The 21,145-nt window shown below is 47.1% G+C and carries 17 protein-coding genes; 6 read left to right on the top strand and 11 right to left on the bottom strand.

Features of this window, described 5'->3' with window-relative positions; genetic code table 11:
* Nucleotides 1-9 precede the first annotated feature (9 nt).
* Entirely contained in the window at nucleotides 10-702 is a 693-nt protein-coding gene (locus GSQ66_RS17125) for an MBL fold metallo-hydrolase (RefSeq protein WP_162428571.1), read from the top strand.
* Between the two features lie 272 nt (nucleotides 703-974).
* On the opposite strand, the gene GSQ66_RS17120 is transcribed toward GSQ66_RS17125, so the two are convergent.
* Nucleotides 975-2,297, bottom strand: coding sequence for an alkaline phosphatase D family protein (locus tag GSQ66_RS17120; protein WP_162428570.1), 1,323 nt, complete (start codon nucleotides 2,295-2,297; stop codon nucleotides 975-977).
* Nucleotides 2,298-2,421: 124 nt separating this feature from the next.
* Between GSQ66_RS17120 and GSQ66_RS17115 the strand changes: the two genes are divergently transcribed.
* The gene (locus tag GSQ66_RS17115) at nucleotides 2,422-3,063 is read left to right on the top strand and encodes a DUF2238 domain-containing protein (RefSeq protein WP_162428569.1); all 642 of its coding nucleotides are present in this window, start codon (nucleotides 2,422-2,424) and stop codon (nucleotides 3,061-3,063) included.
* Nucleotides 3,064-4,029: 966 nt separating this feature from the next.
* Here the strand turns inward: GSQ66_RS17115 and GSQ66_RS19095 are convergent.
* The 7 genes from GSQ66_RS19095 to GSQ66_RS17085 all read right to left on the bottom strand — a co-directional run bounded on the left by GSQ66_RS19095 (nucleotide 4,030) and on the right by GSQ66_RS17085 (nucleotide 11,272).
* Nucleotides 4,030-4,161: a hypothetical protein gene (locus GSQ66_RS19095; RefSeq protein ID WP_255532161.1), complete on the bottom strand. Its 132-nt coding sequence runs from the start codon at nucleotides 4,159-4,161 to the stop codon at nucleotides 4,030-4,032.
* A 100-nt stretch (nucleotides 4,162-4,261) separates the two neighbouring features.
* Nucleotides 4,262-4,972, bottom strand: a complete 711-nt coding sequence (locus GSQ66_RS17110; protein ID WP_162428568.1) for an OmpA family protein — start codon at nucleotides 4,970-4,972, stop codon at nucleotides 4,262-4,264.
* Nucleotides 4,973-5,281: 309 nt separating this feature from the next.
* A complete protein-coding gene (locus tag GSQ66_RS17105; protein ID WP_238395740.1) occupies nucleotides 5,282-5,884 on the bottom strand; it encodes an OmpA family protein in 603 nt (200 codons plus the stop codon).
* A gap of 396 nt (nucleotides 5,885-6,280) precedes the next feature.
* A complete protein-coding gene (accD, locus tag GSQ66_RS17100; protein WP_162429125.1) occupies nucleotides 6,281-7,177 on the bottom strand; it encodes an acetyl-CoA carboxylase, carboxyltransferase subunit beta in 897 nt (298 codons plus the stop codon).
* 158 nt (nucleotides 7,178-7,335) lie between these two features.
* Nucleotides 7,336-8,394, bottom strand: a complete 1,059-nt coding sequence (locus GSQ66_RS17095; RefSeq protein WP_162428567.1) for a class I fructose-bisphosphate aldolase — start codon at nucleotides 8,392-8,394, stop codon at nucleotides 7,336-7,338.
* A 276-nt stretch (nucleotides 8,395-8,670) separates the two neighbouring features.
* Nucleotides 8,671-9,885, bottom strand: coding sequence for an amidohydrolase family protein (locus GSQ66_RS17090; protein ID WP_162428566.1), 1,215 nt, complete (start codon nucleotides 9,883-9,885; stop codon nucleotides 8,671-8,673).
* An 85-nt stretch (nucleotides 9,886-9,970) separates the two neighbouring features.
* Nucleotides 9,971-11,272, bottom strand: coding sequence for an amidohydrolase family protein (locus GSQ66_RS17085; RefSeq protein WP_162428565.1), 1,302 nt, complete (start codon nucleotides 11,270-11,272; stop codon nucleotides 9,971-9,973).
* A gap of 173 nt (nucleotides 11,273-11,445) precedes the next feature.
* On the opposite strand from GSQ66_RS17085, the gene GSQ66_RS17080 reads away from it, so the two are divergent.
* Complete coding sequence (locus GSQ66_RS17080) at nucleotides 11,446-12,129, top strand: hypothetical protein (RefSeq protein WP_162428564.1); 684 nt, start codon at nucleotides 11,446-11,448, stop codon at nucleotides 12,127-12,129.
* A gap of 47 nt (nucleotides 12,130-12,176) precedes the next feature.
* Here GSQ66_RS17080 and GSQ66_RS17075 read toward each other — a convergent pair whose 3' ends face one another.
* The 3 genes from GSQ66_RS17075 to GSQ66_RS17065 all read right to left on the bottom strand — a co-directional run bounded on the left by GSQ66_RS17075 (nucleotide 12,177) and on the right by GSQ66_RS17065 (nucleotide 15,862).
* Nucleotides 12,177-13,196, bottom strand: a complete 1,020-nt coding sequence (locus GSQ66_RS17075) for a M28 family peptidase (RefSeq protein WP_162428563.1) — start codon at nucleotides 13,194-13,196, stop codon at nucleotides 12,177-12,179.
* The gene (gene cysS / locus GSQ66_RS17070; RefSeq protein ID WP_202923370.1) at nucleotides 13,186-14,676 is read right to left on the bottom strand and encodes a cysteine--tRNA ligase; all 1,491 of its coding nucleotides are present in this window, start codon (nucleotides 14,674-14,676) and stop codon (nucleotides 13,186-13,188) included. The genes GSQ66_RS17075 and cysS overlap by 11 nt, the downstream gene beginning before the upstream one ends.
* Nucleotides 14,677-14,779: 103 nt before the next feature.
* The gene (locus GSQ66_RS17065) at nucleotides 14,780-15,862 is read right to left on the bottom strand and encodes an endonuclease/exonuclease/phosphatase family protein (protein WP_238395739.1); all 1,083 of its coding nucleotides are present in this window, start codon (nucleotides 15,860-15,862) and stop codon (nucleotides 14,780-14,782) included.
* 364 nt (nucleotides 15,863-16,226) lie between these two features.
* Between GSQ66_RS17065 and GSQ66_RS17060 the strand changes: the two genes are divergently transcribed.
* The 3 genes from GSQ66_RS17060 (at nucleotide 16,227) to infB (ending at nucleotide 21,142) form a co-directional block, all read left to right on the top strand.
* Entirely contained in the window at nucleotides 16,227-16,700 is a 474-nt protein-coding gene (locus GSQ66_RS17060; RefSeq protein ID WP_238395738.1) for a ribosome maturation factor RimP, read from the top strand.
* A gap of 7 nt (nucleotides 16,701-16,707) precedes the next feature.
* The gene (gene nusA, locus GSQ66_RS17055; protein ID WP_162428561.1) at nucleotides 16,708-17,961 is read left to right on the top strand and encodes a transcription termination factor NusA; all 1,254 of its coding nucleotides are present in this window, start codon (nucleotides 16,708-16,710) and stop codon (nucleotides 17,959-17,961) included.
* Nucleotides 17,962-18,082: 121 nt separating this feature from the next.
* Nucleotides 18,083-21,142: a translation initiation factor IF-2 gene (infB, locus tag GSQ66_RS17050; protein WP_162428560.1), complete on the top strand. Its 3,060-nt coding sequence runs from the start codon at nucleotides 18,083-18,085 to the stop codon at nucleotides 21,140-21,142.
* The last annotated feature ends 3 nt before the right edge of the window (nucleotides 21,143-21,145 follow it).

Genomic DNA, 21,145 nt, shown 5'->3' with positions numbered 1-21,145 from the left:
AGACGTTGTATGCAGATAAAATTTTTGGGAACCGGCGGTGCATTTGATGTAAATTACCTGAACTCGGCAGCGTTGCTTAAGTTCAGAGAGAAGAATATTCTGATCGACTGCGGTTTTACGGTCTTCCCGGCGCTGATCCATAAAAACCTGATAAACAAAGTAGACCATATTCTGCTGACGCACCTGCACAACGACCACATCGGAAGCCTGCCAACCTTGCTGCTGTATAAAAGCATAATCGAGAAAAGTCCACGCCCCGTTATAATTTATCCATCCGAGCATCTGAAAAAACAACTATACACCATACTGGAGCCGCAGGTAAAAAACCCTGACAAATACGCTGAGTTTGTCCCGTTGGATCAGTTTAAAGGCATAACCGCCATTGATACCTTCGGACAGCACTCCGAGGGCATGCAAACCTACGCGTATGTATTTGATGAAGAGGAAGATCGCATTGCTTATTCCGGGGACTTAGGAAAGCCTGAAACACTTTTTGAAAGGCTGGATAAAATGCCTCCGCTACGCACCTGCGTGTTTCATGAGCTAACGTTTAACGCCGAAAATACAGGCCACACCTACTATAAAAAGCTGCTGCCCTACCTTACCAATTACAATGTATTTGGTTACCACTGCGACCCTACACAAAGCCCATCAGATAACCCCATCCGGCTCGTGTTTTACCAATCAAACCTGATGGCCTGAACTATAAGTCAACACGTTTTATGTTAATCCATACCGCCAGTTTGTAAATGGCGTAATCCAGAACTATAGTTTCGCCAGTTACAAACTTAGTTGCCCTCGCTCGCGTCCCGCGAGTGTGTGCCACATGTGGTGTCCCGCCACGTTAATCAAACCTATAATTACACTGCAAGGCAAAAATCCAGGACACTATAAACTATAGGCTGAAACGGCCAGAGTCCGCTGGTAACACACACTTGCGGGACACGAGCTAGACAACTATAGCTTCAGAGCTTTTACCTCAGTTCAGCTGCTTTTATCTCTTTCTGCCAGATCTCGTCGCCTTTTGCGTTGTAAATGGTCACTTTAAAAGCACGGTCGGTTGCCGGTCCCGAAACGTTTACCAATCCAAAGTTATGCTCGCGCACCAGCGTACCCGGCACACGCAATGTATTTGGCTCATCTTTCGGGTTAGATACGCCAGCCGTAAGTGGAGAAATAGTAAAGTCGTAAAGTGGGTAAGTGCCTTCGCGCTCCAGTTTGGTGAGTTCGGTAAAGTGGCGGTCGCCATCCATAAAGATCACCCCTTTTATCTTGGCTTTCGCAATGGCATCCAGCAACTTCTGGCGCTCCTGCGGGTGGTTGCTATAGTTCTCTTTTTCTTCGGCCGGGTTCAGTACCTGCCCGCCTACGCAAATAACTTTAAACGTTGCCGAGCTGGCGTGAAGCGCATCTATCAGCCAGTTAAGCTGCTCTTCGCCCAGGTACGCTTTATCGGTTGTTCTGGCGTTCGGGCTTTTAAACCAGCGGTCGTCCGTCAAAAAAAACTGCACATCGTTCCACTGGAAAGTCCCGGTTATCCCTTCGTTCTCAAAAATATAGTTAGGGTTAGTCCAGAAAGTCTTAAAAGCATCCAGCGTCAGGTCTTTTGCCCAGAAGCTGCGGTCCGAATTGTTCGGGCCGTAATCGTGATCGTCCCAGATGGCATAGTTGTGCGTAGCGCCCAGCAGTGGCTGCAACTCAGGTACAGAGCGCGTATGCGTGTATCGGTATTGGATGCCTGTTTTCGTGTTCCAGTCCGGCTCGCGCAGGTAGGTGTTATCGCCAATCCAAAGCATAAAGTCAGGCTTCTTCTGGTGTATCGATGTCAGTATCTCGAAGCTGGTGCTGCCGTATGGTTTGCCGGGACGGTCGTAAGGCGTATCGTTCACATAAAAGCAGCTGCCAACGGCAAACGTAAAATCAGGAGCATCTTTGCGGTGTTGCCATAGTTCCTGTGTCTTAAACTCGAGCGGGTAATTACGCTTTACTTTTTTGTTGTTGATGTATAGTTCGTAACTATAGTTTTTGCCCGGTTCTACATTATCAGCTACCAGGTGCGTGGCATAAGCCTTATCAGCTATCGTTTTAACTTCGGATGTGGTGTAAACTTTGCCCGGGTTGTCTTTGGCCCAGTACTTTATCTTTACTTTTACCGGCTCCTTGGTCTGTACCCATAGTTTAACTTCGCGCATTTCGGAGTAGCCTACCATCGGACCGGCCTGCAAATATTTTTCCTGGGCTACAGCGGTTAGGCTCCAGCACACAAAGTAAAGCACTGCCAGTAATCGTAATTTCATAGTTCTGTTGTTTAAAGCAACTATAGTTTGCCTGTAAGTGAATACCCAAAGATACGCGCCGTGCATCAATTTTGTAAAAACACAGGTATTAGTTTTAGTATAAAGCAGAGCCATCAATCAGGAGATGACCATAACTACCAGGCAGACTATCGTTCAGAAGCCTTTCCGGAGGCAGCCACTACACATGGCCTACATCAGTATGTTCCTGCTTTTCTGGCTTTACTCTGCCCTCTCCACCCCTGACCTCACCAACTGGCTTACCGAAAATATTCTTACTTTATCGCTGCTGATATTCTTAGTGGCTTTCTATAATTTATTCCGGTTTTCAGATACCAGCTATAGTTTGATCTTCCTGTTTTTGGTGTTGCACGTGTTTGGCAGCCAGTACCAGTACACCGAAAATCCGTTGGGAGAATGGCTTCAGCACCAGTTTAACCAACCCCGCAACAACTACGACCGCCTGGTACACTTTGGGTTTGGTTTACTGCTTACCTACCCCATGCACGAAGTCTTCTCGCGCGGTTTTAAGCTCAATCTTCTTTTAAGTTACCTGTTACCGGTAGAGTTAGTGTTATCGTTAGGGGCGTTGTATGAACTTATCGAGTGGGCTGTTGCTGATCTGCTTTACCGCGGCACAGAACAAGGCATGGATTTCCTGGGGATGCAAGGCGACATCTGGGATTCACAGAAAGACATTGGGTTAGGTTTTTCAGGAAGTATTGTCGCGATTAGTGTTACGTTTTTGGCTCGTAAGGTCAGGAAGTAGGATAGTAATTTGTCATTTCGAGCGTTAGTCGAGGAATCTTATACGTCCTAAAATTCTCTTTTGTCATTTCGAACAGTGTGAGAAATCTGGGTGCTATAGTTTGCGACTCTACTTTTCAACCCAAGCCTTTTCCTTCATAGCTTTCTTCTAATCCTGGGAGCTTTACCTGCCTATAGTTCTATAGTTGGCTTTGGTGCCCTCGCGGCCGGGAGGCCCCGTCTTGGGGGTAGGGGCCCTCGATAAGGGCATCGCGCTGCTGCTTTCTTGCTACCCTCGCTCTGCTCGGGTTGCCTGACGGCACCGCAACAAAGCAAAGGCGCTCAACCCAAAGACTGTGATCAGGTCGATAGTAACTCTATAGCTTAAAGGGGAAGTTATAGTTGTATCGCTTTATCGTGGCTATAGTTCCGTAGGGACAGGTCGCGACCTGTCCGATCCTGGTCTGTAACTATAGAACTATAGCAAAGCCAGAAAGGTCCCCCTTGGAAGGGGGCAACGGGGTGATGACAAACGGAAACTATAAAACTATAAACTTAGCTATAACAACAGCCGAAATTCCCCTCTTGGGAGGGGTAGGGGTGGGTTAAAACAGCAATGATAGCACTACAACCTGAACTATAGTAAAGGCTGAAAAGCTCCTTCCCCTGTTCTGGGGGTAGGGGCCCTCGATAAAAGGGGAAGGCTGGGAAGGGGTAAAACACCAACTATAGCAGTAGCCGTAAAATCCCCTGCCTTAGCCTACCGTGAAGCGAGTTCGAAGGTCGCAAGCGGAGCGCTGAGGGGTTAGGGGTGGTTGGGCCACAACACTATAAAACAGTAACCGCAGACGCTAGCCGGAGCTGCGCACGCTGCCAGGTCTAAATCCTGAAAATCTAATAATTCTGCAAATCCTGGTTCAGACAAAACAGCAAAAAAAAGGAGAAGCCTGCGCTTCTCCTTTTCCCAACTACTTTTTGGCAGCTGATATTACTTAACAACCGGATGGGCAACCAGCGCTTGCTGGCTTAGTTGTTTGTTGCTTTGGCTCATGCGCTCGCAGGCACTGAACACAAGCGAAATGGCCGCACTCAGAAAAGCCATTTTTAAGTATAGTCTCATAAAAAATTCACTAAAATAAGGGGAAACGGGAGGCGAAAAAAACAGCCGCACCCGAAAGTGCGGCTGAAAAAAATCACCAAAATTACACTTTACTCAAATACTATAGTTCGCCACGTTCAGCAGCTTTTTTCATTTTCTCGTTCGCAAAAATGGCAATCTCCACACGGCGGTTCTGCTGGCGACCTGCTGCAGTGCTGTTATCAGCAATTGGCTGGTCAAAGGCATACCCCTTGGTTGTCATACGGTTGCGGCTAACACCCTGGCCCGATAAATAACTGGCTACAGACTCAGCACGACGTTCAGACAGGCGCTGGTTTAGTTCGCGTGTACCTGTGTTGTCGGTATGGCCTTCAATCAGAATGTTAGTGTCTTCGTACTTTTTAAGGGTAGCAGCCAGTTGCGAGATCTCTGTCTGTGCATTAGACTGTAACGCATCCGAGTTTGTAGCGAACAGGATACCAGAGTTAAACGTGATCTTGATACCTTCACCAACGCGCTCTACCTTGGCATTTTCCAGGTCTCTTTGTAGCTCTGCCGCCTGCTTGTCCATGTGTCGGCCAATAAGCGCGCCCGTTGTACCACCCACCGCAGCACCAATAATAGCGCCGGCAGCAGTGTTACCGGTAGCTCTGCCAATTACACCGCCTACTACGGCACCACTAGCGGCACCAATAATACCGCCTTTAGCGGTTTTGCTCATTCCTTTTTTTTCAGTGGTTGTATCGCTTGTGCTGCCTGTTTTACTGGCACATGACGAAAACATTAAACTAAAAATCACTAAAATGGATAAATAAATTCTGATACTTTTCATATGCATTTGTGTTTAATTCTACATTAGCGAATCGTTAGATTCTGAGGTTCATACTTCATATTTTCAAAAATGTTCTGGTTTTGCACCCGCTTTCTGAGCTTTCAACAAAGCGCAGTATTACCACGCTTAACCTATACCACTGAGGCTGACTACTTTATATAGCTTATATAGTATACTCTAACGATTAAAATATTTCACAGGTTTTTAAAAAGCGTAACATTAGTTATACGCATGCCTGTAGGTATAAATAAAAAACGCCTGCCAACCGAAGCTGACAGGCGCTCTAAAAGCTAACTATAGTTTATAGTGTTACTTTATCTGGCCGCTCTCAGCAGCTTTTTTCATTTCTTCGTTTGCAATGATGATGATCTCCACACGACGGTTCTGGCTACGGCCTGCAACTGTGCTGTTATCAGCAATAGGCTGATCATAGCTATAACCTTTGGCCTGTAAACGCGATCCGTCAACACCTACGCTCTTAGCATAGTTTAACACAGACTGCGCACGGCGCTCTGATAACTTCTGGTTCAGTTCGTAGCTACCAGTGTTGTCAGTGTGGCCTTCTATAATTACGTTGGTTCCTTCGTACTCTTTTAACGTCTGAGCCAGTTTAGCGATGTCCTGCTTGGCCGATGCGCTTAGTTCGGCAGAGTTAGTTGCGAACAAAATACCAGAATCGAAATTGATACGGATAGCCTCGCCTACACGCTCTACGTTTGCATTTTCCATGCTCTTCTCAAGCTCTTCGGCCTGCTTGTCCATACGGCGACCAATAACGGCACCTGTTGCACCACCTACTGCAGCACCAATAATAGCGCCGGCAGCAGTGTTACCCATTTTGTTACCGATTACGCCACCAATAACAGCACCAGAGCCAGCACCTATAATACCGCCTTTGGTAGTTTTATTCATTCCTTTTTTTCAGTACCCGTTTGCGAGGTTTCTGTAGTTGTACCTGAGTTATCAGCTGTCGGACGTGTGCTCTGGCAAGACGTGAACAGCATAGCTGCAGCTAGAAACGAGGTTAATGATAATTTTAAAGCTTTCATGTTTCTTAAAATTGGTAAAGATTAGGTTTACGGTAACTGTACTGTTTATGATAAATTATTTAATTGGCTATCGCTGCACAAGCCTATTGCAATTCGAGTGCCAGCTTTACACAAACGTTCAAATCCTTAAAACTATACAACCAATCACAAAAAAATATTTAGTTTCCAGAATATATAAATCACACGTTACCACTATTGTCAATAAAAAAGCCTGCCATTACAATAAATGGCAGGCTTTAAAACTTTATATTTTAAGCACTTAAGATGCTTTGGTTGTTTTGCGGGTTTTATCCGGTGTGGGGTTGGCTTCCTTCACATAAATCATGCTTAGCAGGTCTGTTAGTTGTCGCTTCAGCTCTTTGCGATCAACTATAAAATCAAGGAAACCGTGCTCCAGTACAAATTCAGCACTCTGGAAACCTTTCGGCAGGTCTTTGCCAATCGTTTCTTTAATTACACGCGGACCGGCAAACCCGATAAGCGCACCCGGCTCAGCAATATTAAAATCGCCCAGCATGGCATAAGATGCCGTTACACCACCTGTGGTAGGGTCAGTAAGCATCGAAATATAAGGCAGGCCCTCCTCCGACAGCAACGCCAGTTTAGCAGATGTTTTGGCCATCTGCATCAGCGAGAAGCCGGCTTCCATCATACGCGCGCCACCCGATTTAGAGATCATCATAAACGGCGTGCGTGTTTTGCGGGCGTGGTCAATGGCGCGGGCAATCTTCTCTCCTACCACCGACCCCATAGAGCCACCAATAAAATTGAAGTCCATGCAGGCAATCGTAATCTCCTGGCCGTTCATTTTACCGTAAGCGCTGCGCACCGCGTCTTTCAGACCAGTGGATTTTTGGGTAGCAACTATACGGTTCGGGTAAGGCTTAGAGTCCACAAAGTCCAGCGGATCACCGGATGTCAGGTTCTCATCCAGTTCTGTAAACTCGTTGTTATCAAAAAGTATAGCAAAGTATTCTTTAGAACCGATGCGCTCGTGATGATTACACTTAACGCAGGTATTTAAGTTTTTTCGGTGCTCTGCCATGCTTGTTACAGCTTTGCAGCTAGGGCACTTATACCATAACCCGTCCGGTGTTTCTTTCTTCTCTTCAGTAGGAGTATGAATTCCTTTTTCTACTCTTTTAAACCAAGGCATCATAGTTTAAAGCGTGCACTGGGCACATAAAATGTGATAACTATACTTGCAGCCAACCGGCCGGCGTTTCAAAAAATATGGCCTGCCTTTCAGGCTCCGGAGAGCTCAAAAAAAGGCAGGCCACAAAAATATGTAATTATCAGCAGTTCTGCTACAAATTACGCTAATGTAATCTCATTGCTCAGGTATACGTCCTGTATAGCGTTCAGTAACTCAACGCCAACTTTCATATCCTTCTGGAATGCTTTACGACCTGAGATAAGGCCCATACCGCCCGCACGCTTGTTAATTACAGCTGTACGCACTGCATCTGCCAGGTCAGACTCGCCTTTAGATTCGCCACCAGAGTTGATAAGACCGGCACGGCCCATATAACAGTTTGCTACCTGGTAACGCGCTAAATCAATCGGGTTATCAGTAGTCAGTTTATCGTACATCGCCTTATGAGACTTCGCAAAGTTGATAGCCGTAAAGCCACCGTTGTTTTCCGGAAGTTTCTGCTTGATGATATCAGCCTGAATTGTTACACCCAGGTGGTTTGCCTGTGCGGTAATATCAGCTGCTACGTGGTAATCTACACCGTCTTTTTTGAAGGCATTGTTACGCGCATAGCACCAAAGTATAGTTGCCATACCTAACTGGTGCGCTCTTTCAAAAGCTTCAGCTACTTCAATGATCTGGCGAGAAGACTCCTCGGAACCGAAATAGATGGTTGCTCCAACAGCAGCAGCACCTAAGTTCCAGGCCTCATCCACAGAACCGAACATGATCTGATCGAACTTGTTAGGGTAAGTCAGCAGTTCGTTGTGGTTGATCTTAACGATGAACGGAATACGGTGTGCATATTTTCTAGACATCATGGCCAAGTTACCGAATGTGGTGGCAACCGCGTTGCAACCACCTTCCATAGCCAGTTTAATGATGTTCTCCGGGTCGAAATAAATAGGGTTTGGTGCGAACGATGCACCGGCAGTGTGCTCAATGCCCTGGTCAACCGGCAAAATAGACAGGTAACCTGTGCCCCCTAAACGGCCATGGTCGAATAATTGCTGTAAGCTGCGCAGCACTTGTGGGCTACGGTTGCTCTGAGCAAAGATTCTGTCCACGAAGTCCGGGCCCGGCGCGTGCAGCTGCTCTTTAGAAATAGTTTTGCTTTCATACTGAAGCAGATTTTCTCCTTCAGAACCAAGTAAAGAAACGATGTTATCGTAATTCATTTTGTCTTTAATATTTTGTGATAGAGACACTTTAGATTTGGTGATACAAATATAGCAAGGTATACATACTTTTAATATTCTTTCGGACTGTAATATGTTTATGACAGTAAACTCCGGGATGGGAAACTTTATTATAACACAGGAAAGCCCGACTGAACTCCCAACACTTACTTGGTAAGCACAAAAAGGTTACTATAAAAAAATCAGTGCCCGCTAAAATTTCAGCAGGCACTGATTACAGTTATCTATAGTTCCGCAAGCTATAGCTGCAGGCTTCTACATACATGCTTCGCTTACTACTTTGCCATCTACCAGTACAGTGCAAACATGCGACGTGTACTCGAACGGGTCTCCGTCAAATAACACGATGTCGGCATCTTTCCCTTTTTCCAGGGAGCCAATACGTTTGTCCTGCCCAATTATTTTAGATGGAGCTATAGTTAGCGCGGCAAGTGCCTGCTCTGGTTTCATGCCATTTGCCACGGCTACACTCGCCTCGAACAGGAGTACGCGCGCCCGCGGCACATAGGCTTCGAAGCCACTTTGTATGGCTACCGGAATGCCGGCTTTTGCAAGTATAGCTGCTGTTTCGAAAGATATGTTTTTGTTCTCGCCATAAGCCCGCGCCATCGTCGGGTGAACTATAACCGGAACACCGGCTGCTTTTATCTCCTCAACCAACAGGTATGCTTCCGAAGCGCCGTCAAGTACCATATCCAGGTTAAATTCTTTTGCCAGGCGCAGCGCCGCCATTATATCCTGCGCTTTGTTGGCTGTTACTAATGCCTTGTATTTTCCGCTCAGCACGCCCGCTAACGTCTCCAGTTTAAGGTTTCGGTCAGGTCGCTTGGCTGCATCTTTGTTCCCCATCTTTTTAGCGTAAACCTGCGCCGCCTGCAACTCTGCCCGGAGCATGGCAATACCTTTTGCCGTAGTTTTGGGCGAGTTATAGTTTTCGGCTACCTGGTTACCCAGTGTAAACGCCACCATACTGGTAGTATCGAGCAGGTTACTAAAGCCACTGGCAGCTGTTTTTAAAGTCATAAGCTGCCCGCTGGCCAATGCGCCGGGAGCGTGCCCCGTATTTATAGTTGTAACACCGTGGCTGCGCACCCATCCAATCAGCTCCTCGTTTGGGTTGTACGCATCTATAGCACGAAGCTCGGGTTGTATCGGGGCTGTTTTCTCGAGTTGCTGCTGATCGGCGGGCACGTTATAAATACCGGCTAACCCAACCGATGTATGCGCATCTACAAAACCGGGCGTTACTACCTTGGCACTATAGGTTTTATAATTCTGCGGCACCTGCAGGTTTGCTCCCACCGCTTCAATTTTGCCGTCTTTTATAAGTACAACGCCATTTTTAATAGGCGTGCCGGCCATGGTATAAACTGTTTCGCCTTTAACAGCTATCTGTGCCTGCACCTGTCTGGCGCCAACTATAGCCAGACCCGCAACTATAGCCGCAACTACTTGTATATGTTTTTTCATGTTGATTCTTCTAAGAAAATAGTTCGAATTTGAGATGATAGTATAGGTATCCACTCTCTAACTCATCACTCTTAACTCTTACTTATTAATGCGTGTGATAATGAACATCGGTCTGGTAGGTGTTGTAGCCGCCGGTCGCAAACTTTTTATCTTCGGGGTTGCTGATATCGAAGCGTTTTTTCCCTTCTACCCAGGTTTGTTCTATAGTTGTATACACACTGAACGGCTCCCCATTCAGAACTATAAAATCCGCATCCTTACCTTTTTCCAGTGAGCCAACGCGGTTATCAAGTTCCAGCATTTTGGCACCGGCTATAGTCAGGGCTTCCAGGGCTTTCTCACGGCTCATGCCGGCACGCACGCCCAGTGCAGCGCTTCGCATAAACAACCTCGAATCCGTAATACCATCATCGGTATGGAAAGCAGTAAGTACACCGGCTTTTTCCAGAACTGCTCCGTTACTATTTCTCACTTCCACAGCTTCCGATTTACCACCCGGAGAATCCAAAGTGATAATGGAAGCAGGTACACCTGACTTGGCAATTTCGTCGGCAGCTTTCCAGGCTTCGCTCACGTGGTGGAGCACCATCTTAAAGCCAAATTCTTTCTGTAATCTAAGCGCGGTCAGCACATCGTCGTAGCGGTGCGTATGGAAGTGCACAATACGCCTGCCATCCAGAATCTCAACTATAGGGTCGAGGTTTGCTTTGCGATCCGGCATTTTATCGGCTTTGCCTTTCGCTGCTTTTATCTTGCTTTGGTATTGCTGCGCATCCAGGAAAAGCTGCCTTGCCATTGCTGCCGATTTGGCGCGGGTACCCGGAAAGGGGGCTGGTCGCATTGGGTTTGTTCCGTTGGCCATTTTCATACCGCCACAGATGCCATTGGTCACATCCTCGCAAAAAGTAAGGTCACTGATGGTATTGCCTTCACGCATTTTAAGGTACACGGTCTGGCCACTCATCAGGTGCCCCGAGCCCGGCATTACGTTTACAGTAGTTATTCCTCCGGCCAGCGCACGCTTAAACGAATCGCTGATCGGGTTAATGCCATCTATGATGCGCACATCGGGTTGCAACGGAGCAGAAGCGTCGCCGCCTGCACCTTCACCCAAATGTGAGTGCGTGTCTACCAAGCCTGGCATCAGCACTTTCCCGGCCATGTCAAATTCGGTGGCTCCTTTGGGTATTTTCACATCACCGGCAGCGCCAACGGCTGTTATTTTGCCATGCTGCACTACCAGCACACCATTTTCTATCGGTTTACCAGCTATAGGCAGGATGCGGGCATTTTTAAAGACGTGGGGCTGCTCCTGGGCAAAGGCGTTGCCAGCCAGCAGAAAGCCGGACAGGCCAAGCGCTGCGAGCAACAGGTTATTCTTTTTCATCAGGGTTAAGTTGAAATATAGATCAGGTTAGTTTTTAACACCTTTAACTTAAACATTTTAACCTGCATTTGAAAACATTTCTTAGTCAGGCAACAGCTATAGTTCTTACTTCTCAGGCAACATCTAAACAAAACCAAAATCGTTATTATTATTACACTATCTATCTTACCGCTATGAGAACTATAAAGAACTTTGCGCATCACAAACTCCCTCCTTCAATCGCTGTATTTATCCTTTCACTTATTGTGTATGCCTGCGCTTCCTCTACCCAGCTTACCGGCTCCTGGAAAAACCCTGAGGCAACCGGAAAAACCTATGATAACATTGTAGTCGCAGCGCTCACCGACAATATTCTTGCCCGGCAGGAAGTTGAAAAAGACATGCAGATGCAACTTCAGCAACGTGGTATAAAGGCAACCATGAGCATCGACATCTTCCCTCCATTAAGAGGAGCCGATAAAAGCCCTGATGTAAACCTGCTGTTAGAGAAAATGCGTGGAGATGACTATGATGCTGTGCTGACAGTTGCGCTGGTTGACCAGAAAACAGAAACCCGTTATGTACCCGGCAATGTGGAGTACCGCCCGGTAACTTATTTCTCGTGGTATGGTAACTTCCGGGGATACTATACGCACTGGTACCCTATCCTGTACGAGCCCGGTTATTATACAGAAGACAAGATCTATTACCTTGAAACAAACCTGTACGGGGTAGATAATGATGTCTTAATCTGGTCTGCGCAGTCGCATTCGCATAGCCCGTCGAGCATGCGCAAGGCGGCCGAAAAGCTGGCTGAGCTTACCGTAAACCAGCTCGCCAAAGACCACCTGATACAACCGCAATCTACAGCACAATAAAAAATGGACGCTCGTCAAGCGTCCATTTATAGTTTATAGTTGTTTTTTTATTCGTTATACACCACATGCAGCACTGTCTGCCCTACCGCTTTCAGTGTTTTAGGGCTGATGATGGACATGCTGTCTGAGTGGCGGTGGTGGTAATCTCCAAAAAAGTCTCCGTCTATGCTGCTCATGTTATACTCTATAATATCGATCATCGGAATCCTGGCAATGGCATTGATATACGCGTGATCGTCGGTGATGGCAGGAGCGTTTACATATTTAAAGTAATCGGAGTAGCCCAATTGGTTGCCTGCTTTCCATACTTTATCAACTACATTTTTTGCATACTGCATAGATGTGCCTTCGCGGGCAAACCGTGCATTATTGGCTCCCACCATATCCAGCAAAATACCATATTTAGCGGTATAGTTCGGGTTATGCTTGTTGCGGCTCCAGTATTGCGACCCTAAACACCAGGAATCTTCTTTGTAAGGTAACTCACTATCGTCGGGCTGGCCATAATCCTCGCCATCAAAAAAGAAGAGGTCTACACCTACACCCGGCTTTTGCTGCGCTCCGTTTATAGTTCTGGCAATTTCTAACAGTACTGCTACCCCGCTACCACCATCGTTGGCGCCGTCGATCGGTTTCTTCTGGTTATTGGTGTCTTTGTCAGCATACGGGCGGGTGTCCCAGTGGGCGGCCAGCATTATGCGCGTTCCGGCTTCCGGGTTATAGGAGGCAATTATGTTGCGCAGGTTCAGCAAGGTACCATCATAAGCACGCATCTGAAACTCCTGTACTTCTACCTCAGCACCATATTCTTTTAGCTTGCTGATGATCCAGTCGCCGGTAGCTTTATGAGCTTCTGAGTTTGGCACACGTGGGCCAAAAGCTACTTGCTTAGCTACAAATTTATAAGCTGAGTCGGCATTAAATTCCGGCGCCTTCACGCCTGCTGGTTCGGTTTCAGTTTCGGATACTGTCGTTTCCTGCTGCGCGCTTTTCTCTGATGAGTCGCAACTATAAAGTGCCAGCGCACCACAGAAAAGGATAGCCAGAACGTTCAATTTATTCTTCATAAGCCCAGTCGATACCGGTTTTTAAATCCTTAATTACAATGCCCTGCTTTTTAAGTTCTGCACGGATGGCATCTACCTTATCGTATGCCTTAGACTCCTTTGCTTCTTTATAAAACGTAAGCACCAGGTTCAGCATTTCCTCTTGGTCGCCGAGCGGTTCTTCTTTCAGGCCCAGAATATCCAATACCAGCGTTCTGTAGGTTTCTTTTACGGTATCAAATGTTCCACGTGTAAGATTCCCGATCTGCAGTTGCCCTAAGTACAGGCTGTTTATCTTTTTAAGCAGGTTAAAGAGCGAAGCTATAGTTCGCGCGGTGTTCATGTCATCGTCCAGGCCACGGAAGCAATCTTCAGTCAGCTTCAGCAGTTCTTCGTTTAGCTTCTCGTCAGGAGTGGCAGCCTCTTCCGGGTACTGCATTTTATCCAGCACGCGCAGTCCATTCATCAGCTTGGTGTAACCTTTGCGCGCTGCCTGCAATGCTTCGTTGCTAAAGTCTAAGGTGCTCCTGTAGTGTGCTTGCAGAATAAAGAAGCGGATCGTCATTGGGCTATAAGCCTGTTCCAGCATCTCTTGGTTGCCGCTGAACAGCTCGCTCAGGTTAATAAAGTTACCCAGCGATTTCCCCATCTTCTGCCCGTTCACGGTGATCATGTTGTTATGCACCCAGTATTTGGCAGCGTCCGAATGGCTATGACTCGCCTGGCTTTGTGCTATCTCGCATTCGTGGTGCGGGAACATCAGATCCAGGCCACCGCCGTGTATATCAAAGTTCTCGCCCAGGTATTTCCGGCTCATAGCCGAGCACTCCAGATGCCATCCCGGGAAACCATCGCTCCACGGCGAAGGCCAGCGCATGATGTGCGACGGAGAAGCTTTTTTCCAGAGGGCAAAATCCAGGGGAGAGCGCTTTTCGTCGTGTCCTTCTGTTTCGCGGGTGTTGCTCAGCAGGTCCTCTATAATTCTGCCTGACAACTTGCCATAGTTATGATCCTTGTTATAAGCCGGCACATCAAAGTAAACTGATCCGTTCACTTCGTAAGCAAAGCCATTTTCCAGAATTTCCTTTATCATCTCTATCTGCTCGATGATGTGGCCCGATGCCCGTGGCTCGATATCCGGAGAAAGCGTGTTCAGTTTTTCGAGGTCACGGTGATACACATTGGTATAGTGCTGCACCACCTCCATAGGCTCTACCTGCTGCGCTTTGGCTATTTTCTGGATCTTATCTTCGCCTTCGTCAGCATCATTCTGCAAATGGCCAACGTCAGTAATGTTGCGCACAAAACGCACTTTATACTTCAGGTATTTTAGATAGCGGTACAGTACATCGAAGGTAACCGCGCTACGGGCGTGGCCTAAATGTGGCTCGCCGTAAACAGTTGGTCCGCACAGGTACATGCCCACAAACGGAGCGTGCAGTGGTTCAAATACTTCCTTCTTGCGTGTAAGCGTATTATAGAGATTCAGTTTCTGTTGCATAATATAAGTATAGGCACCAGCGGCGCCGCACTTTATAGTTTATCAGCCTGTAGTGGCCGGTTTATAGTTCAAAATTAAAAAGATTGCCTTCCAAGTCCTAACACTACTCCTCTTCCAACACATATTTGGCCGAAATCGGGAAGTGATCAGATAAGCCCATCTCGTAATGTGTTGTAAAGTCGTAGGCCCGTAGCCCTTCGCTGTAAAACTGGTTATCGATGCGTAAAAAAGGCAATGGTCCGTTATACGTAGCTCCTACGCCGCTGCCGGCTTCCACAAAAGCGTTCTGCAAATTTCGGGCTAGCTCGTTATAAGTGTAACTCGATGGCATATCGTTAAAGTCTCCGCAAACTATAACCGGGTGTGGCGATTCGTTGATATGCTCCAGCAATTTTTCTACCTGGTGTCCGCGGGCTATAAATCCTTTCTTCAGGCGACGCGCCAAGTTACGGCCTTCTTTCTTAAAGCTTGCCTCGTCGCCAATGGCTGAATAGGTATTTTCTATGTCCTGCGACTTGATACTCATCGACTGCAAATGCGCGGTATAAATGCGTACCGTATCACCTTTCACGTTAATATCTGCCCAGATGGCGCGGTTATGGTTCGACTCTCCGAACCGGATCACGCCTTTATCAACTATAGGGTAACGCGTAAAGATCACGATCCCGATATCAGCCTTATTACGGTCTACAAACGACACAGAAAAATAACGAAACTTATCGTAGCGGTTACCAATGCGGCTTACAGTATTATAAGTATCGGATCCCCGGTTACTATAAAATTCCTGCAGGCAATACACATCGGCGGGATGCGTGGCTACCCAGTCTATCATCTCGCTCGATGCCTCGCGTTCTACACCATCTTTATCAGTATAAGCATTAAAAACGTGCACATTAAAACTGAGCACTTGTAGAGTTTTGGCGCCTTCAGGCTCTTCAGTGTTAAAGTTGAATGCCACCAGACGATTATAATATCCCCAGCCCAATATAATTACCAGCAGCGGCAGCACTACAAACCACGACCGCTTTATAAGCCAGTAGAACAGGAAAAGCACATTAAGGATAAGCGCGCCCGGTAACGACAAAGCAATAAAAGCCGCCGGCCAGAACTCGTGTGGCGGTACCCGCAGGCACAATACACCCAGTAACACCCAGAACACGACCAGAATGTTTAGAATGAGCCACAAACGGCGCCTAATTTTTTTGAATGTACCTGACACGAAACAAACATACAAAGAAACGTTCGATGTATACTATGCCCGAACCAGAAAATGACATAGCGCCGACACCAAATTTCAACTTAAACAACAGCCTCAGAACTATAATAAAATCACGATTGTTACCTATTCAACATCTACCCCGGCTGCAACAACCCGGTTACTACCCGTTTATATAGTTACACCTTCATAACATAGCCGGAAACTATAAATTAATACACCCAATAGCGGACTGTATTGTATATATAATGTTTTTGTTGTAAATTTGTGAAATTATTTCGCAGGAGATGAGGGGACACGAAGTCCCCTTCTTTATTTCTTATACTTGTAAACAATGGTACTAAGCGCAACAACCATACGCGAGATGGCGGAAGCAAGTCTTCCCGATAACGACCTGTTTCTGGTTGATGTAACCGTTTCAGATTCAGCGGTTCGCCCTAAAGTAACTGTGCTGGCCGATGGAGGGCAGGGAATTACAATAGACCAGTGTGCTACGCTAAGCCGCCGTATCAGCAAGAAGATTGAAGAAAAGTATGGTGAAGAATTGAGCTATACGATTGAAGTAAGTTCGCCGGGTGTAGACTTTCCGCTGACACAGCCGAAACAGTTTACCCGTAATATTGGTCGTAACCTGAAACTGAAGCTACAGGACGGCACTGAGAAAACCGGCAAACTGGAAGAAGTAACCGAGACAGGAATAAACCTTACGGAAGAAATAAAACAAAAAGGCAAAAAGGCAACGTATGAGCCTGTGCAAATACCTTTCGGGGAGATTGTAAAAGCAAATGTTGTAATATCATTTAAATAAAAAGATAATGAACAGTTCAGTCCTGATCGAGTCGTTCGCTGAATTCGCGAAATTCAAGAACATAGACCGCCCGACCATGATGCGTATCCTGGAGGACGTATTCCGCACCATGATCCGTAAAAAGTGGGGCACCGACGAGAACTTTGATATCATCCTGAACGTGGAAAAAGGTGACCTGGAGATCTGGCGCAACCGCGAAATCGTGGACGACAATTCTGAGGACATCTGGGATCATGATAAGATCGCCTTATCGGATGCACAGAAGATAGAGCCTGACTTTGAGGTTGGTGAAGAAGTATCAGAAGAGATACAACTGGAAGACTTTGGTCGCCGCGCTGTACTTACAGCCCGCCAGACGCTGATCCAGCGCATCAAAGACATGGAAAAGGAATTACTGTTCCAGAAGTACAAAGACCTTGTAGGCGAGATCATATCCGGTGAAGTGTACCAGGTATGGAACCGCGAAGTGTTGTTACTGGATCAGGAAGAGAACGAACTGCTGATACCGAAGAACGAACAGATACCGAAAGACCGTTACCGTAAAGGCGATGTGGTGCGTGCTGTTGTTCAGCGCGTTGAGATCGTGAACGGTAATCCAAAGATCATCCTTTCACGTACATCTCCTGCATTCCTGGAGCGTTTATTTGAGAACGAAGTACCGGAAATATTCGATGGCCTGATCGCGATCAAAAAAATAGTTCGTGAGCCGGGCGAGCGTGCTAAAGTAGCCGTAGAATCTTTTGATGACCGTATTGACCCGGTTGGTGCCTGCGTAGGTATGAAAGGTTCACGTATACATAGTATTGTACGTGAGCTTGAGAACGAAAACATTGACGTAATTAACTATACCGACAACCTGGAACTATACATTCAGCGTGCACTTAGCCCGGCTAAGATCACCAGCATGAAAATAGACCAGGAAAACGGCAGAGTGTCTGTGTTCCTTAAGCCTGACCAGGTATCGTTAGCGATAGGTAAAGGTGGCCAGAACATTAAGCTTGCCAGCCGTTTGGTTGATATGGAAATTGACGTATTCAGAGAGTCTGAAGTATACGAAGAAGACATCAGCCTGGAAGAATTTACAGATGAGATCGAAGACTGGGTAATTGCAGAATTACGCCGCATCGGTCTGGATACAGCGAAGAGTGTGCTGGCAGTTACGAAAGAAGACCTGCTGCGCAGAACAGAGCTGGAAGAAGAGACCATCGACAACGTGCTGGCTATCCTGCGCGAAGAGTTGGAAGAAGAAGACAATCAATAGTTGTACGTTGTGCCCCATTCGCTTAATTTTGAAAGAAATTACCGGAGGGGCATACCGCATTACCTGCTTACAGGCAACTAGTAATTTACATTAAGAATAAAAGACAGCATATTAGAACAAAATGGCAGAAGAACAAACAAGGAGGCTTAAACAGGTTGCAACTACTTTGAACATTGGTACATCTACCATTGTGGACTACCTCTCTGCTAAAGGTTTTGACGTGGAAAACAGACCCACTACCAAAATCACGGCAGAGCAGTTCAGTATGCTGGCTAAAGAGTTCGCATCCTCTATGAAAGACAAAATAGAGGCGGAAGAACTGAATATAGGCAAGAAACCACAATCAAACCAGGTTGTAGAATCAGAAGGCCACCATCACGAAGTAAAGAAAACTGCAGAACCTGAGCAGGAGATCTTTATAAAGACGGTGCACCAGCCAAAAGGTGAAACAGCTGAACCAAAAGCACCTGAAGCCCCGGCTCCAGCACCAGCTGCGCCAGCACCTGCTCCGGAACCTAAATTGCCAGGTATAAAAGTATTAGGCAAGATAGAACTGGATGCAAAAGGAAACCCGGTACCAAAGCAGGCTCCAAAGCCAGCACCGGTACCAGCAGCTCCTGCCCCTGCACCAGCTGCTGAGAAACCAGCCCCGGCCCCGGCGCCAGTGACAGAAAAACCAGCAGCTCCGGCACCAGAAGAAAAACCTGCTGCCCCTGTAAAACCAGTTGAAAAGCCAGCTCCCGCAGCTGAAAAACCAGCAACGACAGCGCCAGCGCAACCGGCTCCTCCTGTTGCTGAAAAACCTGCGGCACCTGCAACACCAACACCTGCTGCCCCTGTGAAGCCTGCAGCAGAAACCAAAGCACCTGAGCCAACGCCAGCTGCAACCGGAAAACCTTCGGAACAAGAACAAGAACCAATAGAAACAATTACAGCAAAAGCCGATCAGTTAAAAGGCCTTACTGTACTGGGCAAGATCGAATTACCAGACAGCTCACGCAGAAAAGGCACTAAACCTGTAGCTTCCTCAGATGATAGGAAGGGCGGCAAAAAGAAAAAGCGCAAGCGCATTATAGTACCAACTGAAGGTGGTGGCCAACAGCCAAACCAACAGCAGGGTGGCCAGAACCAGCAACAGCGTCCTGTTACCCCGGCAGGTGGCGGACGACCTCAGGGTGGTGGCGCACCGCATCACGGCGGACCACGACCTCAGGGCGGTGGCAGAAACCAGCAGCGTACTCCGTTTACGCCACGTCCTGAAAAGGCTGAGGTGACGGATAAGGAAATCCAGGAGCAGATCAAAGCTACACTTGCCAAACTTAGTGGTGGTAAGAGTGGCGGTGGTAACCGTGCCAAGTATCGTCGTGAGAAACGTTCGGCTATAGCTGATGCTACGGAAGAACGCAGAATGATGGAAGCGGCAGAGTCCAAGACACTGCGCGTAACTGAATTCGTATCTGCAAACGACCTTGCCTCGCTGATGAACGTGAGCGTGAACGACGTTATTAAGGTGTGTATGCAGCTTGGTATGTTCGTTTCAATTAACCAGCGACTGGACGCTGAAGCGATAACCATTATTGCTGATGAGTTCGGATATGCAATCGACTTCATTACAAGTGAAGACGAGCAGGCACTGGAGCACATGGCAGACGACACAGAAGAGGATCTGGAAGAACGTGCTCCGATCGTTACGATCATGGGTCACGTTGACCACGGTAAAACATCCCTTCTTGACTATATCCGTGATGCGAATGTAACAGCTGGTGAGGCTGGTGGTATAACCCAGCACATTGGTGCTTATAAGGTAAAAACCGAAAGTGGCCGTACAGTTACGTTCCTGGATACACCTGGTCACGAAGCCTTTACAGCGATGCGTGCCCGTGGTGCAAAAGTAACCGACGTTGTTATTATTGTGGTAGCTGCCGATGACTCGGTGATGCCTCAGACAAAAGAAGCGATCAACCACGCGCAGGCTGCCGGTGTACCAATTATCATCGCACTTAACAAAATAGATAAGCCGGCTGCTAACCCTGACAAAGTTCGTGAAGAGTTAGCGCAACTGAACATATTGGTAGAAGAATGGGGCGGTAAATACCAGTCTCAGGAAGTATCTGCTAAAACCGGTCAGGGTATAAACGACCTGCTGGAAAAGGTATTGCTGGAAGCAGAATTACTTGAACTCAAAGCCAACAAGAACAGAAACGCAGTAGGTACAGTAATTGAAGCTGCTCTAGACAAAGGCCGTGGTTATGTAGCAACTATGCTTGTACAGACAGGTACCTTAAAAGTAGGTGATATTGTATTGGCAGGCTCGCACTATGGTAGAGTAAAAGCAATGACCGACCACCGTGGCCGTAAAATGAAAGAAGCAGGTCCATCTACCCCGGTACAGTTGCTGGGTCTTGATGGAGCTCCGCAGGCAGGTGATAAATTCCTGGTAATGGAATCTGAACGTGAGGCCCGCGAAATTGCATCGAACCGTTCGCAGGTACAGCGTGAGCAAAGCTTACGTACCCGTAAACACATTACACTGGATGAGATCGGACGTCGTCTGGCGATCGGTACTTTCAAAGAGCTGAACGTAATAGTAAAAGGTGACGTGGATGGTTCGGTTGAAGCACTTTCTGACTCTTTACTGAAATTATCTACGCCTGAGGTTCAGGTAAGCATTATCAACAAAGGAGTAGGTGCCATTTCTGAGTCTGATGTGTTGCTGGCATCTGCATCTGATGCGATCATCATCGGCTTCCAGGTTCGTCCATCACAAAATGCGCGTAAACTGGCAGAACAGGAACAGATCGATGTGCGTCTGTACTCTATCATATACGATGCGATAAACGAAGTGAAGGATGCCATGGAAGGTATGCTTGCTCCTACCCTGAAAGAGGAGATCACTGGTAACGCAGAAGTGCGTGATGTGTTCAGAATCACGAAGGTGGGTACTATTGCAGGTTGTATGGTTACAGATGGTAATATACAGCGTAATAACAAGGTACGCCTGGTACGTGATGGTATCGTTGTACTGGATGGCGAGATCTTGGCTCTGAAGCGTTTCAAAGACGATGTGTCTGAGGTGAGACAAGGCTTTGAGTGCGGTATCAGCCTGAAGAACTATAACGACATACAGGTAGGTGACATCATCGAAGCGTACGTAGAGAAAGAAGTGAAGCGTACACTATAAGTA

The sequence above is a fragment of the Pontibacter pudoricolor genome (assembly GCF_010092985.1).
Taxonomy (GTDB): domain Bacteria; phylum Bacteroidota; class Bacteroidia; order Cytophagales; family Hymenobacteraceae; genus Pontibacter; species Pontibacter pudoricolor.
This window is presented reverse-complemented; position numbering and strand designations above follow the sequence as displayed.

What these genes read in the sequence shown, in the direction of transcription:
- GSQ66_RS17090 (WP_162428566.1), bottom strand. Translation starts at nt 9,885, where the DNA reads ATGAAAAAACATATACAAGTAGTTGCGGCTATAGTTGCGGGTCTGGCT.
- GSQ66_RS17105 (WP_238395740.1), bottom strand. Translation starts at nt 5,884, where the DNA reads ATGAATAAAACTACCAAAGGCGGTATTATAGGTGCTGGCTCTGGTGCT.
- GSQ66_RS17120 (WP_162428570.1), bottom strand. Translation starts at nt 2,297, where the DNA reads ATGAAATTACGATTACTGGCAGTGCTTTACTTTGTGTGCTGGAGCCTA.
- GSQ66_RS17080 (WP_162428564.1), top strand. Translation starts at nt 11,446, where the DNA reads ATGAGAACTATAAAGAACTTTGCGCATCACAAACTCCCTCCTTCAATC.
- accD (WP_162429125.1), bottom strand. Translation starts at nt 7,177, where the DNA reads ATGCCTTGGTTTAAAAGAGTAGAAAAAGGAATTCATACTCCTACTGAA.
- GSQ66_RS17110 (WP_162428568.1), bottom strand. Translation starts at nt 4,972, where the DNA reads ATGAAAAGTATCAGAATTTATTTATCCATTTTAGTGATTTTTAGTTTA.
- GSQ66_RS17075 (WP_162428563.1), bottom strand. Translation starts at nt 13,196, where the DNA reads ATGAAGAATAAATTGAACGTTCTGGCTATCCTTTTCTGTGGTGCGCTG.
- nusA (WP_162428561.1), top strand. Translation starts at nt 16,708, where the DNA reads ATGAACAGTTCAGTCCTGATCGAGTCGTTCGCTGAATTCGCGAAATTC.
- GSQ66_RS17115 (WP_162428569.1), top strand. Translation starts at nt 2,422, where the DNA reads ATGACCATAACTACCAGGCAGACTATCGTTCAGAAGCCTTTCCGGAGG.
- GSQ66_RS19095 (WP_255532161.1), bottom strand. Translation starts at nt 4,161, where the DNA reads ATGAGACTATACTTAAAAATGGCTTTTCTGAGTGCGGCCATTTCGCTT.
- GSQ66_RS17060 (WP_238395738.1), top strand. Translation starts at nt 16,227, where the DNA reads ATGGTACTAAGCGCAACAACCATACGCGAGATGGCGGAAGCAAGTCTT.
- GSQ66_RS17085 (WP_162428565.1), bottom strand. Translation starts at nt 11,272, where the DNA reads ATGAAAAAGAATAACCTGTTGCTCGCAGCGCTTGGCCTGTCCGGCTTT.
- GSQ66_RS17125 (WP_162428571.1), top strand. Translation starts at nt 10, where the DNA reads ATGCAGATAAAATTTTTGGGAACCGGCGGTGCATTTGATGTAAATTAC.
- cysS (WP_202923370.1), bottom strand. Translation starts at nt 14,676, where the DNA reads ATGCAACAGAAACTGAATCTCTATAATACGCTTACACGCAAGAAGGAA.
- infB (WP_162428560.1), top strand. Translation starts at nt 18,083, where the DNA reads ATGGCAGAAGAACAAACAAGGAGGCTTAAACAGGTTGCAACTACTTTG.
- GSQ66_RS17095 (WP_162428567.1), bottom strand. Translation starts at nt 8,394, where the DNA reads ATGAATTACGATAACATCGTTTCTTTACTTGGTTCTGAAGGAGAAAAT.